Raw genomic sequence first — 16,632 nt, 5'->3', positions numbered from 1 at the left:
CCGGACAACGACATGCAATACAAAGGGCTAAAGCGCATCGCATGAATCAAATTTGATGCGACGCTCTTTAGTCAAGTTTCTTGAGGAAGAAGATTTCCGGCACCGTCTGGATGCCGGGCAGCTCGATCGATCCGGTTTCGGAAAAACCGTTGCGGCGATGCCAGTCCTGTGGACGGCTTTCGTCGCATTCACTCGATGTCATCAGCAGACGCGCGCCGCTCTCACGCATCTCACCTTCCCAGGCGCGATAAAGCGCCGTACCGACACCGGACCGGCGATGGCCTTCCTGCACACGGATCATTTCCAGATAGGGAATCCTGCCCCAGAAGCGGGAAAACCGCAGGAAGCCGACAATCTCACCTTGTTCGCGGGCGACGAAGTATTCGCCGAGATCGATACAGCGCAAGACCCACTGTTTGCCCACATGATCGTCCTCGCGAAACAGCCAGTCCTTGTCGGTTAGGCCGGGCTTCGCGATTTCCACCATCGCTATTTCTTTTCCAGTGGATGCGGCCGGCCGAAATCGGGTGCATCCACATCCTGGCCTGCCTGAACGATCGAGCGACGGATGGCGCGGGTACGGGTGAAGAGTTCGAAAATCTTGTCGCCTTCGCCCCAGCGGATCGCGCGCTGCAAATAGGCGAGATCTTCCGAGAAACGCGCCAGCATTTCCAGGATCGCATCGCGATTGTGCAGGCAGACATCGCGCCACATGGTCGGGTCGGAGGCCGCAAGGCGGGTGAAATCGCGAAATCCGGACGCAGAATACTTGATGACTTCCGATTCCGTCACGGTCTCCAGATCGTCGGCCGTGCCGACGATATTGTAGGCTATCAGATGCGGCAGATGAGAGACGATCGCCAGCACCTTGTCGTGATGCTGCGCATCCATTTCATCGACTTTGGAGCCGAGCGTCTCCCAGAAGCCACGCAGCCGTTTCAGTGCTGTTTCATCGGTGCCTGCGACCGGCGTGAAGATGCACCAGCGGCTTTCGAAAAGACCGGGAAAGCCGGCATCCGGGCCGGATTTTTCGGTGCCGGCCAGTGGATGGCCGGGAATGAAATGCACACCGGCCGGAATATGCGGCTGCATCTGCGCGATGACCGAGGCCTTGGTGGAGCCGACATCGGTGACGATCGCTCCGGGCTTCAAGCTTGCCGCGATCTCTTTCGCCACACTTTCCGAAGCGCCGACCGGCACCGAGACAATCACCAGATCGGCACCCTCGACCGCATCCGCCGAAGAGGTCGTGTAGCGGTCACCGAGGCCAAGCTCTTCGGCACGCTTCAGCGTTTCGGGGCTGCGAGTGGCGACGACGATCTCTCTGGCGAGGCCGAGCCGCCGGATATCGTGGGCGAGCGAAGAGCCGATCAGGCCGATGCCGATCAGCGCGATACGATCGAACTGCACGTTCATGCCTTGTGTCCCATGAATTCGGTGAGTGCGGCGATGACGCCGCGGTTGGCCTCTTCGGGGCCGATGCTCATGCGCAGCGCATTGGAAAAGCCGTAGCTGCGCACGGCGCGCAGAATGTAACCGCGGCTAGTCAGCAGATCGTCGGCATCGGCGGCGCGCTTGCCTTCGATCTCGGGGAAATGAATGAGGACGAAATTGGCGACCGACGGCGTCACCTTCAGACCGATCTTTTCGAGTGCCTGGGTAAGCGTTTCCACCCACATCTGGTTGAAAGAGATGGCCTGCTGGACGAAGGCCTGGTCGCGGATGGCCGCGGCCCCGGCGGCGATTGCCGGCGCGTTCAGATTGAAGGGCCCGCGCACGCGGTTCACCGCGTCGACGATCTCGGCCGGCGCATACATCCAGCCGACGCGCAGCGCCGCCAGTCCGTAGGCCTTCGAGAAGGTGCGGGTCATCACCACGTTGGCATTGGAAGACACGACCTCGATGCCGGCTTCATAATCGTTGCGGCGCACATATTCGGCGTAAGCCGCATCGAGCACCAGGACGACATGTTTCGGCAGCCCGGCCTGCAGGCGGCGGATCTCGCTGACCGGAACATAGGTGCCTGTCGGATTGCCGGGATTGGCGATGAAGACGATCTTCGTCTTCCCCGTCACCGCGGCAAGGATCGCATCGACATCGACGGTGTGATCCTTTTCCCTGACGACGACAGGCGTGGCCCCGGCGCCCTGGATCTGGATCTTGTAGACGAGGAAACCGTGCTCGGTGATGATGCCCTCGTCGCCAGCGCCGAGATAGACATGGCAGAGCAGGCCGAGCAGCTCGTCGGAACCGTTGCCGCAGAGGATGTTTGCCGGGTTGAGGCCGTGCACGGCGGCGATCGCCTCGCGCAATTCCACCGCCTGCCCGTCGGGATAACGCCCCAGATGGTTGGCAGCCGCCTTGCAGGCTTCGATCGCCTTCGGGCTGGCGCCGAGCGGCGTTTCGTTGGACGAAAGCTTGTAGACCCGGGCAACTCCCGGCGCATGTTCCTTGCCCGGCACATAGGATGCGATATCGAGAATACCGGGACGCGGAACGGGCTTGCTCATCTCAACGCTCATGGGTCGACCTTGGAATTGCCGGAAATGACCACGTGGCATTAAAGCGGAATGCCGTTCTTGTCGAGAGCCGGGAGGGCGTCAGCGATTGCGTGTGGTCGGCACGCCATGGGGTGCCAGAACCGGCACGAAGACGCGGCGTGAGGCGCGTGCGGCAACCGGCAGCCCCTGATAGAGCCGCTTCTGCGCCTCGACGATGATGACGCCCGAGAAGGCCGGCCACAGGGTCCGCCCGATCCGCTCGAAGGCGCGTCGAAGCCGCAGGATGGTCCTGAGCTTCGAGGGCGGGAAGAACAGCGCTTCGGCCGTCGCGCCGGGGGTGAAATTCGTCTCGCGCAGCAGAGCCGTCAACTGCCCGCGGGAATAGGGCCGGCCCGAGCCAAACGGCGTATGTTCCATCCGCGCCCAGACGCCGCGCCGGTTCGGCACGACGATGACAAGCCGTCCGCCCGGCGCCAGCACCCGCCAGAGTTCCTTCAGCGTCTCGCGCGGGCTTTCGGCAAATTCCAGCGAATGCACCATCAGCACCCGATCGATCGAGGAATCCGGCAGCGGCAATTCCTCGTCGAAGACCAGTGTTGTCGACGAGAGCGAGCCCATCGGCCAGTTTACCGCGCCCTGCCCGGCCGGCATGAAGGCGAAGGTCCGCTCGGTGTCGGCCTGGAAGCGGTCGAGGAAGGGCACGGCGTAGCCGAGGCCGACCAGCCGCTCCTGCGGCAGCCGCACCCAGAGCGACGACAACGCCATGGCGATCGACTGCTCGGCAAGACGCCCGAGCTCGGAGTGGTAGAACTGGCGTAGGTCGACGATATCGGCGTGCATTGCGACAAATGTTATCAGCGGGCGGTTGGACTTCAAGGCCGGACCCTCTACATTTCCGCGAGACTCGCATGACAAGGGACTATTGCACGATGAAACCTTTGGAATTGGACGTTTTTCTCTGCCGCACCGACAATTTCGGCGTTCTCGTCCACGACCCGGAAACAGGATTTACCGCAGCGATCGACGCGCCGGAGGAGGCGCCGATGCTGGAAGCGGCGACACGCCGCGGCTGGAAGATTACCCATATCTTCACCACCCACCACCACACCGACCATGTCGCTGCCAATCTGGCGCTGAAGGAGCAGTTCGGCTGCGAGATTATCGGCCCGATCAACGAAGCCATTGCCATTCCCGGCCTCGACCGGACGATGGCCGATGGCGACAGCTTCCTTTTCGGCGATCACACGATCAACGTCATCGAGACACCCGGCCACACCGCCGGCCATATCTGCTATCACTTCGTCGACGACAAGCTGCTCTTTGCCGCCGACACGCTGTTTGCCCTCGGCTGCGGCCGGCTGTTCGAACGTCCCGCCGCCGACATGTGGCATTCGCTGCAGAAGCTTGCCGTGCTGCCCGATGAGACCGCCATCTATTTCGGCCACGAATACACTTTGTCCAACGCCCGCTTCGCACTGACAGTCGACCCCAGCAACGAACGGCTGAAGGGCCGTGCCGCCGAGATCGAGGCCTTGCGCGCCGACGGCAAATTCACCATTCCGACGACGCTGGGCCTGGAAAAGGAAACCAACCCGTTCCTGCGCGCCGCCGATCCGGCGATCCGCCGCAATCTGCTGATGGAAGGCAAGACCAATGAGGAAGTCTTTGCCGAAATTCGCAAGCGCAAGGACAATTTCTGATGTCGCCTGACGACATCATCCGCGAACTCGGCATGCAGCCGCATCCGGAAGGCGGCTGGTACGCTGAGACCTTCCGCGATACGGCGGGCGGAGAACGCGGCCATTCGACGGCGATCTATTACCTCCTGACCGAAGGGCAGCGCTCGCACTGGCATCGCGTCCACGACGCGGTGGAGGTCTGGCATTATTACGCCGGCGCGCCGCTCTCGCTGCACCGCTCTGCAGACGGAACGACAAGCGAGACCCTGACGCTCGGAACAAACCTGGCGGCCGGCGAACGGCCGCAGGCGATCGTTCCCGCTAATTGGTGGCAAGCGGCCGAAAGCCTCGGCGATTTTACCCTGGTGGGATGCACCGTCTCACCCGGCTTCGAATTTTCGAGCTTCGAGATGGCGCCAGCAGGCTGGACGCCCGGCGGCTGAGCTCATTCCGCCGCCGCAGGCTGCACTTGAGTTTTGCGGCGGAACATATCCCGAGCAGCCAGCGCCGCGCCGCCGGTGACGAGCAGGCAGGCAAGCGCGATGCGCCAGCTCGGCTCGGCAAAGCCGAACAGCGTCAGGATCAGCGTCGACAGCAGCGGTGCGGCATAACTGGCCGCGCCGAGGATCTGGATATCACCGTTCTTGACGCCGTGGTCCCAGGCGTAGAAGGCGGCACCGACCGGTAGGAGCCCGAGCTCGGCGACGGCGAGCCATTCAAAAGGCGTGGCCGGCCAGACGGTCGTCTCCAGGCCGAGATGGCAGATGAGCGACAGGATCGAGGTTGCCAGGCAGAAGCCGGTGACGACATCGGTGGAGACGGCGTCGAAGCGCCGGGTCAGCAGCGAATAACCGGACCAGGTGAAGGCGCAGAGGAAAGCGGCGGCGTAACCGACGGAATAGGCGCCGTTGAAATCGATGCCGTTGCGGCCGACGATCAGGAAGGTGCCGCAAAGCCCGGCAAGGGCGCCGGCTACATGATACCAGCGCAGCCGCTCGCCCGGCAGCAGCGCCGAGCCGACGACGATCAGCAGCGGCCAGAGATAGGCGATCAGCCCCGCCTCCACCGCCGGTGCGTTCCTGAGCGCGGTAAAATAGAGGAAATGATAGCCGAACAACCCTGAGATGCCGATGATCCAGGCCTTGGCCGGCTGCTTCAGCAGTGCCAGCCGCGCCGGGTTGGCGACAAGCACGGCGAGGCCGGGAAGGCTGCCGATCGCAAAGCAGACGGCCGAAAGCTGGAACGGCGGCATCTTGCCGGAAGCGGCCGTAAACAGCGCCAGGAACGACCACATCAGGATCGCGGTAAAACCGATCAATGTCGCGCGAAGTTTCACCCGTCCCCCTTTGACGGAGGCATGAACTCCGTCAGCTGCTGCCGTATTTGACGGCCGTGATCGTCACCATCCCATATTCGGTGGGAATGCGCACATAGACGGGAGCGTATACATTTGCCGCGTCCGACTTGGCAAACCAGATTTCCATCCGGTCGCTCTTGCTGAGATAGACGATGTCCTTGCGGCCCTTCTTGTAGCCCGAGCGCGGCACGAAGCGTACGCCGCAGACGACCGCCTTGCCCTTGAAGCCGTTGGTCGAAAAGTCCTCGTCGCCCTTCGGCGACAGCACCAGATCCATGCGCGTCTCGCCGTCGAAGATCGGCAGCGTCTGCGAGCAGACCTTGGTGTCGCCGGTGAAGACCAGGCCGGAGATCGGATCGAGCACCGAGCGCATATCGCGCGGCGTCACGTCGATCCAGTTCTTCGGACGCTTCGGCGGCGGTGTCGTCGTCGCCGAGACGATGTTGCCGTCGCGGTAGCTGACCTCGTAGACGCGGGCTTTTTTACCGCTCTTGTAGTAGAGCGAATAATTTTGCGCCTGCAGCCTGTCGTTGCGCACGACGCCGGTGACGCTGGTTTTGGCCGAAATCGTCGTTACCAGATCGGCAAGACCGGCCGAGTTGATGCTGCCGGCAATGTTATAGCTGTGATCGTCCTCGATCTTTGTCAGAAACGCGGCGCGCGCGATCGGCAGGCCGGCAAGCGTCACCCGGTATTCCGTCCGATGCTGGATTTCGGCCGCCGATGCCGGTATGGCAAGCAGCGCTGCGATGGCCGAAATGAAAATCCGTCTGCCCGAATGAGCCATGAGTGAAGCCTTGTCTTGCCGCGCGCCGGCAGCCTTTGCCAGAGCGCTCTATACTCCTGCCTTGATGGGAAGAAAACAGCAGCTTTTTGACAGAATTGCGGGAAAGCCCAAGGTTTGGCTTGACGCGGCCAGCCTGTCTGACTATAGAACCGCAACTTTCCAATCATGCCCGTTGGATTGCGCGCCTGGTTTTGCCGGGAATGGCAATTCGATGGCCCGAGAAAAACAAGAATAGGTGTTCCATGTCCCGCGTGTGCGAATTGACCGGCAAGGCCGTCCTGACTGGTAACAATGTCAGCCATGCCAACAACAAGACCAAGCGCCGGTTCCTGCCGAACCTGTGCCAGGTCACGCTGATTTCCGACGCTCTCAACCAGCGTTACCGTCTTCGCGTTTCGGCCGCTGCCCTTCGTTCGGTCGAGCATCGTGGCGGCCTCGATGCCTTCCTGCTGAAGGCCAGCGAAACCGAGCTGTCGATGCGCGCACGCCTGCTGCGCCGCCAGATCGTCAAGAAGACCGCCGAAGCGGCTGTTGCTGCCTAAGCTTCCGCCTTCTTTCATACGGCTTCGAAAGGCTTGCACGGATGACCTCCGCTCAAGCCTTTTGTTTTGCTGGTCCATCTCTCCAACTGGTGGCATCACCCAGGATAAAAAAATGCTGAAGACCCGCTATACCATCGCCTATGTCGCGCTGATGACGCTCGTCGTCGTCGCCTCCAACTTCCTCGTCCAGTTTCCGCTGAACGCCGAAGTCGCCGGCATCAACCTTGCCGATATCCTGACCTGGGGCGCCTTTTCCTATCCGGTCGCCTTCCTGATCACCGATCTGACCAACCGCCAGTTCGGCCCGCAAGCAGCCCGCAAGGTCGTCTTTGCCGGCTTCGTCGTCGGCGTGACGCTGTCCTTCTTCACCTCGGCGCCGCGTATCGCCATTGCCTCCGGTTCGGCCTATCTCGCCGGCCAGCTGCTCGATATCGCCGTCTTCAACCGCCTCCGCCGCCAAGCCTGGTGGCGCGCGCCGCTCGTCGGCTCGCTGATCGGTTCGGCACTCGATACGGTGATGTTCTTCTCGCTGTCCTTCGCCGCGTTTTTCGTCTTCCTCGGCCCGAACGAGCCCTTCGCGCTTGAGGCAGCTCCCGTCCTCGGCGTCTTCGCCACCGAAGCGCCGCGCTGGATCTCCTGGGCGATCGGCGATTTCGCCGTCAAGATGATCGTCGGCCTCGTCATGCTCCTGCCCTATGGCGCGCTGATGAACGTGCTGCGGCCGATGCAGGCTGCCCGCGCCAGCTGATTCAACTCACGAACGCCGCCGGACCGCTCCGGCGGCGATGGCCGGATGCAGAAGAACCTGCGCAGCCAGGTTGTCGACCTCATGCGATGAATCGAGCCGCAGCACCGGCGCCGTCTGCGTTTCCAGCCATTGCTCATGCGCGCAAAGACTGCGGCGTTCGGGCCCGGCCGTGTCGTAACTTGCCGCCCATTCGAGGAATTGCCCGCTTTTTACCTCCATGTCGCCGCCCGGCCCGATTCTGTCTCCGTACCGGGCGACCTCCCGGGCGCGAATCCGCGCCATCCGAAGCTCCGGCGCGATCCTGAGGAAGACGATCAGATCGTAGAGCGGCTCGAGCGGCACGCCCCATTTCAGCGCCGATCCGGAAAGCACCCAGCCACCCGGCCGGCCCGTCTCCTCGAGCAGCAGCCGGATGCGCTGGTCGGCATCCCTCGGCGTCGTGAACGGCGGATCGGTCGGCAGCCAGAAGAAATCGTCGGTGTCGAGATGGGCGATATCGAGCCTCTCGGCGAGCACAAGGCCGAGCGATGTCGTGCCGGAACCGGACGCGCCCATGACGTGAATATGCACCATGATTTCCTCCGCAAGCCAGCTCCGATGCCGCGGGCGGAATAGCCGAGACCTGTGACATCAGTTTGACGCTTTGTGTTCGGCCGGTTCGGAAAGCCGGAACTCCAGCATCAGATTGCGCTGCAGGATCGAATGATTGTCGTCCGACACCAGGATGATATGGGTCGTGCCGTCGGCGGCCTGGAAGGCGTCGAGCCCTTCCATATTGTCGATCTGCGAGTTGAAATTGCCTTCGAGCAAAAGTTCGCCGTCGACGACGGCTCCGGGCTTGATATCGGCGCCCTTGACGCGTCGAAGGCGCATGCCTATGCCTTCGGCCATGTTGAAGCGGCGCTCCAGCAGCAGCAGGTCGCCGTTCGGCAGAAAGGCGCCATCGGTGACGTCGAAGCTGCCGTCGCGCGCGACCGCAAACCGCCCCTTCAGCGGCCCACTCAGAATGGCCGCCAGCCGGTTGCCGTCGCTGTCGAGACCACGTTCGGAGACGATGACCACGCCGCCCTTGAGCGGGCTCGATGCCGGCGCTACCGTGATGGTCTCGATACCGCGGTTGTCGCTCAGCATCTTGCGCGGAATGAGAATCGGCAAAGTGGCGATTGCGCCGGATTGGGCAAAACCCGGATCGGGATAGACATCGACGCGGTGATCCTGCTCGAAGGAGACCAGGACCCTGCCGCCATCAAACGCCAGGCCCTCGGCATCCATATGCCCCTTGCCCTCGAAGCTGCGCCCGGCGCTGTTTTTCATCGCGGTGATCTCGACATTGGAAAGGCCGGAAAGCCTGCCCTTGATGTCGCGCTCGATGCTGCCGGTCAGCCATTGGCCGGTATCGAGGACCACGACGAAATGTTTCTGGTCCGGCCGGAAGCGGATGGAGGAGAGCGAGCCGAACAGCGCTTTGCTGGACACCATCTCCAGCCCGCCGAGAAATTCCAGCGGACCGAAGCGCGTCTCCGAAGAGCCGATCCTGAAATCGGAGATTTGCCGGCTAATGACCGGCACGTCACCCGCCCATGCGGGGTAAGCGCCTGCGGCGGCGATGCTGAGGACGATCGCCGCCAGGCGGCCGAGGCGCCTGGCGGTCATTCCGGGCGATTCCTTCCAGCGGCGTCAGCCGGCACGACGGAGCCGGCCGCCACGCGGCTGGGTGGATTGGTCTTCGAACAGCGAGGCGAGCTGTTCGGTCATCGCGCCGGCAAGTTCGTCGGCATCGACGATCGTCACGGCGCGGCGATAGTAGCGCGTCACGTCGTGACCGATGCCGATGGCCAGCAATTCTACCGGCGAGCGTGTCTCGATCTGTTCGATGACGGCGCGCAGGTGCCGCTCGAGATAATTGCCCGGATTGACCGACAGCGTCGAATCGTCGACCGGCGCCCCGTCCGAGATCATCATCAGGATGCGGCGCTGTTCGCGGCGTGCGAGCAGGCGGTTATGCGCCCAGATCAGCGCTTCACCGTCGATATTTTCCTTGAGCAGGCCCTCGCGCATCATCAGCCCGAGATTGGCGCGTGCCCGCCGCCACGGCGCATCGGCCGATTTGTAGATGATGTGGCGCAGGTCGTTGAGACGGCCCGGCGTCTGGGGTTTGCCGCCGGCAAGCCAGCTTTCCCGCGCCTGCCCGCCCTTCCAGGCCTTGGTGGTGAAGCCGAGGATCTCGACCTTGACGCCGCAGCGCTCCAGCGTGCGGGCGAGAATATCGGCGCAGGTGGCGGCAACCGTGATCGGCCGGCCGCGCATCGAGCCGGAATTGTCGATCAGCAGGGTGACGACCGTGTCACGGAACTGCGTGTCGCGCTCCATCTTGAAGGACAGCGCCTGCATCGGATCGATGATGATGCGCTGCAGCCGGGCCGGATCGAGATAACCCTCTTCCAGGTCGAAATCCCAGGAGCGGTTCTGCTGCGCCATCAGGCGGCGCTGCAGCCGGTTGGCGAGACGGCCGACCGCGCCCTGCAGATGCGCCAGCTGCTTGTCGAGGAAGGCGCGCAGGCGCTCGAGTTCGGCGGCATCGCAGAGTTCCTCGGCGGTGATGATCTCGTCGAACTCTTCGGTAAAGACGTGATAATCGACCTTCTCGTTGAAATCGGCAAAGGGCGTGTTCGGACGGCGGGTCTCGCCCGGCGTTTCCGAATCGTCCTCGCCCTCTTCCATCATGTCGTCGTCGGAGATTTCGGCGCCTTCGGTCTCACCGTCTTCAATCTGCTCGTCGGCGACTTCGCTGTCTTCGACCGGGGCGGCATCGGTGCCGGCATCCTCGTCGACCTCGTCCTGATCCTGCTCGTCGCCGCTCGGCTGGTCTTCCTGATCCGACTGGTCGTCATTGTCGGCGTCTTTGTCATCGTCGCCGTATTCCTCGGCCATTTCCATGGCCGACAGCATGTTGCGGATGACCTTGGCGAAGGCCTGCTGGTCATTGATCGCGCCCGACAGATTGTCGAGTTCGGCCCCCGCCTTTTCCTCGATGAAGCCGCGCCAGAGGTCGAGCACCTTGCCGGCGGAGGCCGGCGGACGCTGGCCGGTCAGCTTCTCGCGCACCATCATCGCAACGGCTTCGCCGACCGGTGCGTCTTCCTGACGCTCGATGCCGGTGAAGTTCGCCTTGGAATATTTCTCTTCGGTCATGGAGCGCAGGTTGGTCGCCATGCCCTCCATACGCAGCGCGCCGATCGATTCGACGCGCGCCTGCTCGACGACATCGAAGATCGCCCGGGCATCCGAGCCCTGCGGCGCCATCGTCGCGTGCATCTTCTCGTCATGGCAGGCAAGGCGGAGCGCCATGGAATCGCCGAGCCCGCGGGTGACCGCCAGCTCATGCGCCGTCGGCCGCTTGGAAAGCTCCGGCAGCCGGATGCGCTCGCCGGTCATGCCAGGACGTTCGTTGGCGAAGGTCACCTCGACATCGCCGTCGCCGGCGACCGAGCGCACGCAGCCGGATATCGCCCGGCGCAATGGCTCGACGTCGACGGGAGCGCCGGGCTTTGCTTTCGAATTGTCACCGCGAGCTGCCATGATCGGTCGGTCTCAGGCTCCGAGAACGATATTGGCGGCACTTTCCTTCAGCTCGACGCCGAAGGCCCGCTGATAGTGCTCGGCGACCAGAGGCCGCTCCAGCTCGTCGCACTTGTTGAGGAAGGTGACGCGGAAGGCGAAGGCGAGATCCCCGAAGATCTCGGCATTCTCGGCCCAGGTGATGACGGTACGTGGGCTCATGACGGTGGAGAGATCACCGTTCATGAAGGCAGCGCGCGTCAGATCGGCGACACGAACCATCTTCGAAACGGTGTCGCGGCCTTCCCTGTCCTTGCCGAAGCTCTTCACCTTGGCGGCGACGATATTCACTTCGTGATCATGCGGCAGATAGTTCAGCGTCGTGACGATCGACCAGCGGTCCATCTGCGCCTGGTTGATCTGCTGCGTGCCGTGATAGAGGCCCGTGGTGTCGCCGAGACCGATCGTATTGGCGGTCGCAAACAGGCGGAAGGCCGGGTGCGGCCGGATGACGCGGCTCTGGTCGAGCAATGTCAGGCGGCCGGAAGATTCCAGCACGCGCTGGATAACGAACATCACATCGGGGCGGCCGGCATCATATTCGTCGAAGACCAGCGCCACATTGTGCTGATAGGCCCAAGGCAGGATGCCGTCCTTGAATTCGGTGACCTGCAGCCCATCCTTGACGACGATGGCATCCTTGCCGACGAGATCGATACGGCTGACATGGCTGTCGAGGTTGATGCGCACGCAGGGCCAGTTGAGCCGCGCCGCGACCTGCTCGATATGCGAGGACTTGCCGGTGCCGTGATAGCCGGAGATCATCACGCGGCGGTTATGGGCGAAGCCTGCAAGAATGGCGAGCGTCGTGTCGCGGTCGAAGAGGTAATCGGTGTCGAGGTCCGGCACATAGGCGTCGCCCTTGCTGTAGGCGGGAACGCGGATGTCGGAATCGATGCCGAAGGCCTCGCGGACCGAAACGGTGGTATCGGGCAGTTCAGATATATCGAGGTCGATCTTGCTCATCATGTCTCCAAGGCGGGTGATGCCACCCGGCCATACTGTCTCAGGCCATGTCGCAACCGTGACGCCGCGATTTTATTCCGCGCCCGTCCAGGTCGGAACGTCGGCGATGCTTCTCCGGGACTGAAACGAAACCTCGGCGGGATAATGACCGCGTGCGAGCATTCTTGAAAGAGTCCCGGACAAGAAACGCCGCGTCCGGAAGGTCGGCGGAGGCGATGTCGGGAAAACGCACAAATATGAGCCGCGTTTGCCTGCGGCCTCAGCCGATTTGGACCATACCCGATTGAAGCCCAAGAGCAAGGACGGGAACTAACAAAAACCGTTCTGCTTCAACAATTGATAGGCCTGGATGACGGCGCGGAAACGCTCCTCCGAGCCGCGGTCGCCGCCATTGGCGTCAGGATGGTGCTTCTTGACCAGCTCCTTGTAGCGGCTCTTGATCTCCGCCGAGGTCGCATTGCCATCGAGACCCATCGTATCGAAGGCCTTGGTTTCCAGCGATTTCAGCTTGCGCGCCTGGGGAAACCGCGGCCCGCTGCCCTTGCCGCCTTCCTTGACGAAGCCGAAGGGATCGCGAACGCGGCTATAGGCGCCGGAGCGGACCTCCGAATGCAGCGGACTGTCCTTCGCCGACTTGTTGACGCCGACGGTCCAGGTCGGCCGGTGGCCGGTGATCGCTTCTTTCTGGTAGCGGGCGATCTCGCCGTCCGACAGACCGGAGAAATAATTGTAGCCCTTGTTGTAGTCCTTGACGTGCTCGAAGCAGAACAAAAAGAACTGGCCTTCCGCATTGCGTCCGACAGGAGCGCGATGCGAGCCTTTTTTGTCGCAGCCATCCCATTGACAGGTAGGCGGCGCCTGCTCTGTCTCCTGCTCGCGTTTGCGGCGTGTTCGGATGCGATCGAAATATTTGGAATCAAGTCTCATGGTGGTGCTAATTATGAGGCTGTCGCGAGGCGACAACAAGAATTGACAAACGGGTTTGTTGCTGGCTTGGTGGGAACCTTTTTCGCGAAGCAAGACCGGACGATGACCCTGCGAACCCGCATCGAAGAAAAACTAGTCGAAGCCTTCGCGCCGGAGCGCCTGAGCGTCGTCGACGAAAGCCATCTGCATGCCGGCCATCAGCCCGACATCACCGGCACCGGCGAAACCCATATGCGGGTGAGGATCGTCTCTGCCAAATTCGCCGGCATGTCGCGACTGGCGCGTCACCGGGCGATCACCGACCTCTTGAAACCGGAACTCGATGCCGGCCTGCATGCGCTGGCCGTCGAACCGGCAGCACCGAATGAGCCGACCCGCTGGTAACAAAGCCTATATGGAGACTGATCGCCGATAGTCCAAGCCGGGTCAGACCGGTTTTGCGCCGTCTTCCCCGGCGGGGCGGATGCGCAGCTTGGTGATGCGGTTCTTCTCACGCTTCATGACGATGAAACGCTTGCCGTAAAAGGTGAAGGCCTGGCGCTCTTCCGGAATGGTCATCGATTCATGGATGACCAGGCCGGCAATCGTCGTCGCCTCCTCGTCGGGCAGGTTCCAGTCGAGCGCGCGGTTCAAGTCGCGGATCGGCACGCCGCCGTCGACGACGACCGAACCGTCGGCCTCCTGGCGCACACCCTGGATCTCGATATCGTGCTCGTCGGAAATGTCACCGACGATTTCCTCGAGAATATCCTCGAGCGTGACGATGCCCTGCACCTCGCCATATTCGTCGACGACGACGGCGAAATGCTGCTTGCGGCGCAGGAAGGCGTTGAGCTGGTCTTCGAGGTTGGTGCTGTCGGGCACGAACCATGGCTTCTGCGCGATCTTCACGATATCGAGGTTCTGCGGTTCCATGTTCGGTTCGGCCAGCGCCCGCAGCAGATCCTTGGCATGAACGACGCCGATGATGTTGTCGATCGTGCCCCGCCACAAAGGCATGCGCGTATAGGGACTTTCGAGAATGGCGCGCACCACCGCCTCAGGCGGATCGTCGGCGTTGATCGCCCGCATTGCCGTGCGGTGGACCATGATGTCGGAGAGTTCGAGCTCGCCGAGATCGAGCACGCCGCCCAGCCGGTCGCGGTCGGCCTTCACCACCGATCCCTCGCGGTGCAGGAGGTCGACGGCACCGCGCAGCTCCTCATGCGCCGTCAGCATCGATACCTCCCGCGAGAGGTTGATGCCGAACAGCGCCAGGATCCGCCGGACGATCGCATTGACGAAGGAAGAGATCGGACCGACGACGAGAACGAAGAGCCTAGCCGGTACGGCGATGGCAAGCGCGAAACGGTCGGGTGTCGAAATCGCCCAGCTCTTCGGCAGCACTTCGGCGAAGATGACCAGGATGACGGTCATGGCGAGCGTCGCCAGCGCCACGCCGGAACTGCCGAACAGCCCGAGGAACAGGCTGGTAGCAATCGAGGAGGAGAGGATATTGGCGAGATTGTTGCCGATCAACAGCGCGCCGATCAGCCGGTCGCGCCGCTCGATCAGCTGCCGGACGATGCCGGCGCGTTCGTCGCCGTTGACTTCAAGCGTATGGATACGGCTGCGCGAAACCGCGGTCAGCGCGGTTTCCGAGCCGGAAAAGAAGGCGGACATCAGCACGAGCGCCGTGATCGAAAGGATCTCCGGCCAATATGTCGCAAGAAATGCCAGAGCGCCTTCGACGGTCATTAGGGGTGTTTTTCCCTGAGAAAGCTGATCACCTCGGAGGCGGGAACGTCGTCGGCAACGAAGGATTGGCCGATGCCGCGCGTCAGGATGAAGGTGAGCCTGCCGCTCTTGACCTTCTTGTCCTGGGCGATTGCATCCATCAGCGTTTCAGGCGGCGGCAGCGCGCCCGGAATGTCGGACATCCGGGTCGGAAGGCCGACCTCTTGCAGATGCCGCTCGACGCGACGCGCATCGTCGGGGCTTGCAAGGTTCATCCGCGCGGAGAATTCATGCGCCAGCACCATGCCGATCGAGACGCCCTCGCCATGCACGAGACGGGAGCTGTCATAGGCGGTCGCCGCCTCCAGCGCATGGCCGAACGTATGGCCGAGATTGAGCAGCGCCCGCTGGCCGTTCTCGCGCTCGTCGGCAACGACGACATCGGCCTTCGCCTGGCAGCTGCCGGCAATCGCCTCGATGCGGGCGGAGCCGCCTGCAAAAACCGCCTTCCAGTTGGCTTCCAGCCAGGCGAAGAAATCCGGCTTGTCGATCAGCCCGTATTTGGCAACCTCGGCGTAACCGGCGCGGAATTCGCGCTCGCTCAGCGTATTCAGTACATCGGTATCGGCCAGAACCAGATCCGGCTGATGGAAGACGCCGATCAGGTTCTTGCCGTGGCGGGAATTGATGCCGGTCTTGCCGCCGACGGAGGAATCGACCTGCGCCAGAAGCGAGGTCGGCAGCTGCACGAAGCGCACGCCGCGCCGCACGATGCCGGCCGCAAATCCCGAGAGATCGCCGATGACGCCGCCACCGAGCGCGATGACGCAATCGTTACGCTCGACGCGGGCTTCGAGCACCTTGTCGCAGGCGGTCATCAGATGCTCGAAGCTTTTGGTCTTCTCGCCGGCCGGCAGGACGACCGCAGCCGAGGCGATGCCCGCTTCATCGAGACTGGCGACGAGCGCCTTGAGATAGAGCGGCGCGACATTTTCGTCGGTGACGACAGCCGCCTTGCGGCCCTTGAGGCGAGAGGCGATCTCGGCGCCGGCCCGCGCGATCAGCCCCGGCCCGATCAGGATGTCGTAGGCGCGCTCGCCGAGCGGCACGTGCACCGTCTGGATGGCGGAGGCGGAGGGTATCGCATTCATGACGCTGCATTTTCCTTTTGAGCTTCGATCATCGCCTTCAGCACCTCGTCGGCCATGATTTCCTTGCGCACGTCGCGCGAGAGCACGGTGAGGTCGGCCTGCGCATAGATCGGGTAGCGCGCATTCATCAGGCCTTCGAGCGTCTGCTTGGGGTTTTCGGTCTTGAGCAGGGGACGGTTGTCGCGTTTATTGACCCGCTCCCAGAGCACGTCGAGATCGGCCTTCAGCCAGACGGAGACGCCACCTTTCATGATATGCCTGCGCGTCCGCTCGTTGATGAAGGCGCCGCCGCCGGTGGAGACGACCCGCGGCCCGCCCTTTAACAGCCGCTTCATCACCCGCGTTTCCAGCGCCCGGAATTCATCCTCGCCATAGGCTGCGAAAAGTTCGGGGATCGTCATGCGCGACACGCGCTCTATTTCGTGGTCGCTGTCGATGAAGGGAATGCCGAGCTGGCTGGCGACGATGCGGCCGACGGCGGATTTCCCCGCACCCATCAGCCCGACGAGGATCAGATTGCGTGAACCGAGCGCGGCGCGAGCTCTGCCTTTCAAGCTGTCAGCAACGGTCAGCAGTGGTTCACTCATCGGTCCATTCACACTTTGTTTGCAAACCGTATCGACAAATGCAGCTGGAGCGT

Annotated in this window: 20 protein-coding genes; 6 read left to right on the top strand and 14 right to left on the bottom strand. The window is 62.7% G+C overall.

All coding sequences use genetic code 11. The features are described 5' to 3' along the window. Positions 1-67: 67 nt before the first annotated feature. The 4 genes from K6N12_RS29240 to K6N12_RS29225 all read right to left on the bottom strand — a co-directional run bounded on the left by K6N12_RS29240 (position 68) and on the right by K6N12_RS29225 (position 3,377). The gene (locus tag K6N12_RS29240; RefSeq protein ID WP_097629643.1) at positions 68-487 is read right to left on the bottom strand and encodes a GNAT family N-acetyltransferase; all 420 of its coding nucleotides are present in this window, start codon (positions 485-487) and stop codon (positions 68-70) included. Positions 488-489: 2 nt separating this feature from the next. Further along, positions 490-1,416, bottom strand: coding sequence for a prephenate/arogenate dehydrogenase family protein (locus K6N12_RS29235; RefSeq protein ID WP_097629642.1), 927 nt, complete (start codon positions 1,414-1,416; stop codon positions 490-492). Next, entirely contained in the window at positions 1,413-2,510 is a 1,098-nt protein-coding gene (gene hisC, locus K6N12_RS29230; protein ID WP_179867196.1) for a histidinol-phosphate transaminase, read from the bottom strand. Before hisC ends, K6N12_RS29235 begins: the two co-directional genes overlap by 4 nt. Before the next feature lie 90 nt (positions 2,511-2,600). Next, a complete protein-coding gene (locus K6N12_RS29225; RefSeq protein ID WP_003589943.1) occupies positions 2,601-3,377 on the bottom strand; it encodes a class I SAM-dependent methyltransferase in 777 nt (258 codons plus the stop codon). 53 nt (positions 3,378-3,430) lie between these two features. On the opposite strand from K6N12_RS29225, the gene gloB reads away from it, so the two are divergent. Beyond that, on the top strand, positions 3,431-4,201 hold the full coding sequence (gloB, locus tag K6N12_RS29220; protein ID WP_097629655.1) for a hydroxyacylglutathione hydrolase: 771 nt from the start codon (positions 3,431-3,433) through the stop codon (positions 4,199-4,201). Then, complete coding sequence (locus tag K6N12_RS29215; protein ID WP_097629640.1) at positions 4,201-4,623, top strand: cupin domain-containing protein; 423 nt, start codon at positions 4,201-4,203, stop codon at positions 4,621-4,623. Before gloB ends, K6N12_RS29215 begins: the two co-directional genes overlap by 1 nt. 2 nt (positions 4,624-4,625) lie before the next feature. Here K6N12_RS29215 and yddG read toward each other — a convergent pair whose 3' ends face one another. Both yddG and K6N12_RS29205 read right to left on the bottom strand, forming a co-directional pair. Beyond that, complete coding sequence (yddG, locus tag K6N12_RS29210; protein WP_097629639.1) at positions 4,626-5,516, bottom strand: aromatic amino acid exporter YddG; 891 nt, start codon at positions 5,514-5,516, stop codon at positions 4,626-4,628. 31 nt (positions 5,517-5,547) lie between these two features. Beyond that, positions 5,548-6,324: a DUF3108 domain-containing protein gene (locus tag K6N12_RS29205; protein ID WP_097629638.1), complete on the bottom strand. Its 777-nt coding sequence runs from the start codon at positions 6,322-6,324 to the stop codon at positions 5,548-5,550. Between K6N12_RS29205 and K6N12_RS29200 the strand changes: the two genes are divergently transcribed. The 3 genes from K6N12_RS29200 (at position 6,323) to K6N12_RS29190 (ending at position 7,614) form a co-directional block, all read left to right on the top strand. Continuing rightward, positions 6,323-6,559, top strand: a complete 237-nt coding sequence (locus K6N12_RS29200) for a hypothetical protein (RefSeq protein WP_131711804.1) — start codon at positions 6,323-6,325, stop codon at positions 6,557-6,559. The two genes, K6N12_RS29205 and K6N12_RS29200, sit on opposite strands and share 2 nt — an antisense overlap. 7 nt (positions 6,560-6,566) lie before the next feature. Further along, positions 6,567-6,866: a 50S ribosomal protein L28 gene (gene rpmB, locus K6N12_RS29195; RefSeq protein WP_003589938.1), complete on the top strand. Its 300-nt coding sequence runs from the start codon at positions 6,567-6,569 to the stop codon at positions 6,864-6,866. 112 nt (positions 6,867-6,978) lie between these two features. Then, complete coding sequence (locus tag K6N12_RS29190) at positions 6,979-7,614, top strand: VUT family protein (RefSeq protein ID WP_012559138.1); 636 nt, start codon at positions 6,979-6,981, stop codon at positions 7,612-7,614. Between the two features lie 6 nt (positions 7,615-7,620). Here the strand turns inward: K6N12_RS29190 and K6N12_RS29185 are convergent, their stop codons facing one another. The 5 genes from K6N12_RS29185 to K6N12_RS29165 all read right to left on the bottom strand — a co-directional run bounded on the left by K6N12_RS29185 (position 7,621) and on the right by K6N12_RS29165 (position 13,125). Then, positions 7,621-8,187, bottom strand: coding sequence for an ATP-binding protein (locus K6N12_RS29185; protein ID WP_097629637.1), 567 nt, complete (start codon positions 8,185-8,187; stop codon positions 7,621-7,623). Positions 8,188-8,244: 57 nt separating this feature from the next. After that, the gene (locus K6N12_RS29180) at positions 8,245-9,267 is read right to left on the bottom strand and encodes an esterase-like activity of phytase family protein (protein WP_097629636.1); all 1,023 of its coding nucleotides are present in this window, start codon (positions 9,265-9,267) and stop codon (positions 8,245-8,247) included. Positions 9,268-9,291: 24 nt separating this feature from the next. Then, the gene (cobT, locus tag K6N12_RS29175) at positions 9,292-11,193 is read right to left on the bottom strand and encodes a cobaltochelatase subunit CobT (RefSeq protein WP_097629635.1); all 1,902 of its coding nucleotides are present in this window, start codon (positions 11,191-11,193) and stop codon (positions 9,292-9,294) included. A gap of 12 nt (positions 11,194-11,205) precedes the next feature. Continuing rightward, positions 11,206-12,198, bottom strand: coding sequence for a cobaltochelatase subunit CobS (gene cobS / locus K6N12_RS29170; protein ID WP_003589933.1), 993 nt, complete (start codon positions 12,196-12,198; stop codon positions 11,206-11,208). A 309-nt stretch (positions 12,199-12,507) separates the two neighbouring features. Continuing rightward, complete coding sequence (locus K6N12_RS29165) at positions 12,508-13,125, bottom strand: J domain-containing protein (protein WP_097629634.1); 618 nt, start codon at positions 13,123-13,125, stop codon at positions 12,508-12,510. Between the two features lie 102 nt (positions 13,126-13,227). On the opposite strand from K6N12_RS29165, the gene K6N12_RS29160 reads away from it, so the two are divergent. Beyond that, positions 13,228-13,509 carry a BolA family protein gene (locus K6N12_RS29160; RefSeq protein WP_097629633.1) on the top strand — a complete coding sequence of 94 codons (282 nt, stop codon included), beginning with the start codon at positions 13,228-13,230 and terminating at the stop codon, positions 13,507-13,509. A 42-nt stretch (positions 13,510-13,551) separates the two neighbouring features. Here the strand turns inward: K6N12_RS29160 and K6N12_RS29155 are convergent, their stop codons facing one another. From K6N12_RS29155 to K6N12_RS29145, 3 genes are read right to left on the bottom strand one after another with little or no spacing between them, the layout of a single operon-like run. Then, complete coding sequence (locus K6N12_RS29155) at positions 13,552-14,862, bottom strand: HlyC/CorC family transporter (protein WP_097629632.1); 1,311 nt, start codon at positions 14,860-14,862, stop codon at positions 13,552-13,554. Next, complete coding sequence (gene aroB / locus K6N12_RS29150) at positions 14,862-15,992, bottom strand: 3-dehydroquinate synthase (protein ID WP_097629631.1); 1,131 nt, start codon at positions 15,990-15,992, stop codon at positions 14,862-14,864. The genes K6N12_RS29155 and aroB overlap by 1 nt, the downstream gene beginning before the upstream one ends. Further along, positions 15,989-16,579, bottom strand: a complete 591-nt coding sequence (locus tag K6N12_RS29145) for a shikimate kinase (protein WP_097629630.1) — start codon at positions 16,577-16,579, stop codon at positions 15,989-15,991. The genes aroB and K6N12_RS29145 overlap by 4 nt, the downstream gene beginning before the upstream one ends. Positions 16,580-16,632 lie beyond the last annotated feature (53 nt).

This window comes from Rhizobium redzepovicii, from assembly GCF_019793435.1.
Taxonomy (GTDB): domain Bacteria; phylum Pseudomonadota; class Alphaproteobacteria; order Rhizobiales; family Rhizobiaceae; genus Rhizobium; species Rhizobium redzepovicii.
The sequence above is the reverse complement of the archived record's forward strand: the minus strand, read 5'-3'. Positions and strand labels throughout refer to the sequence as shown.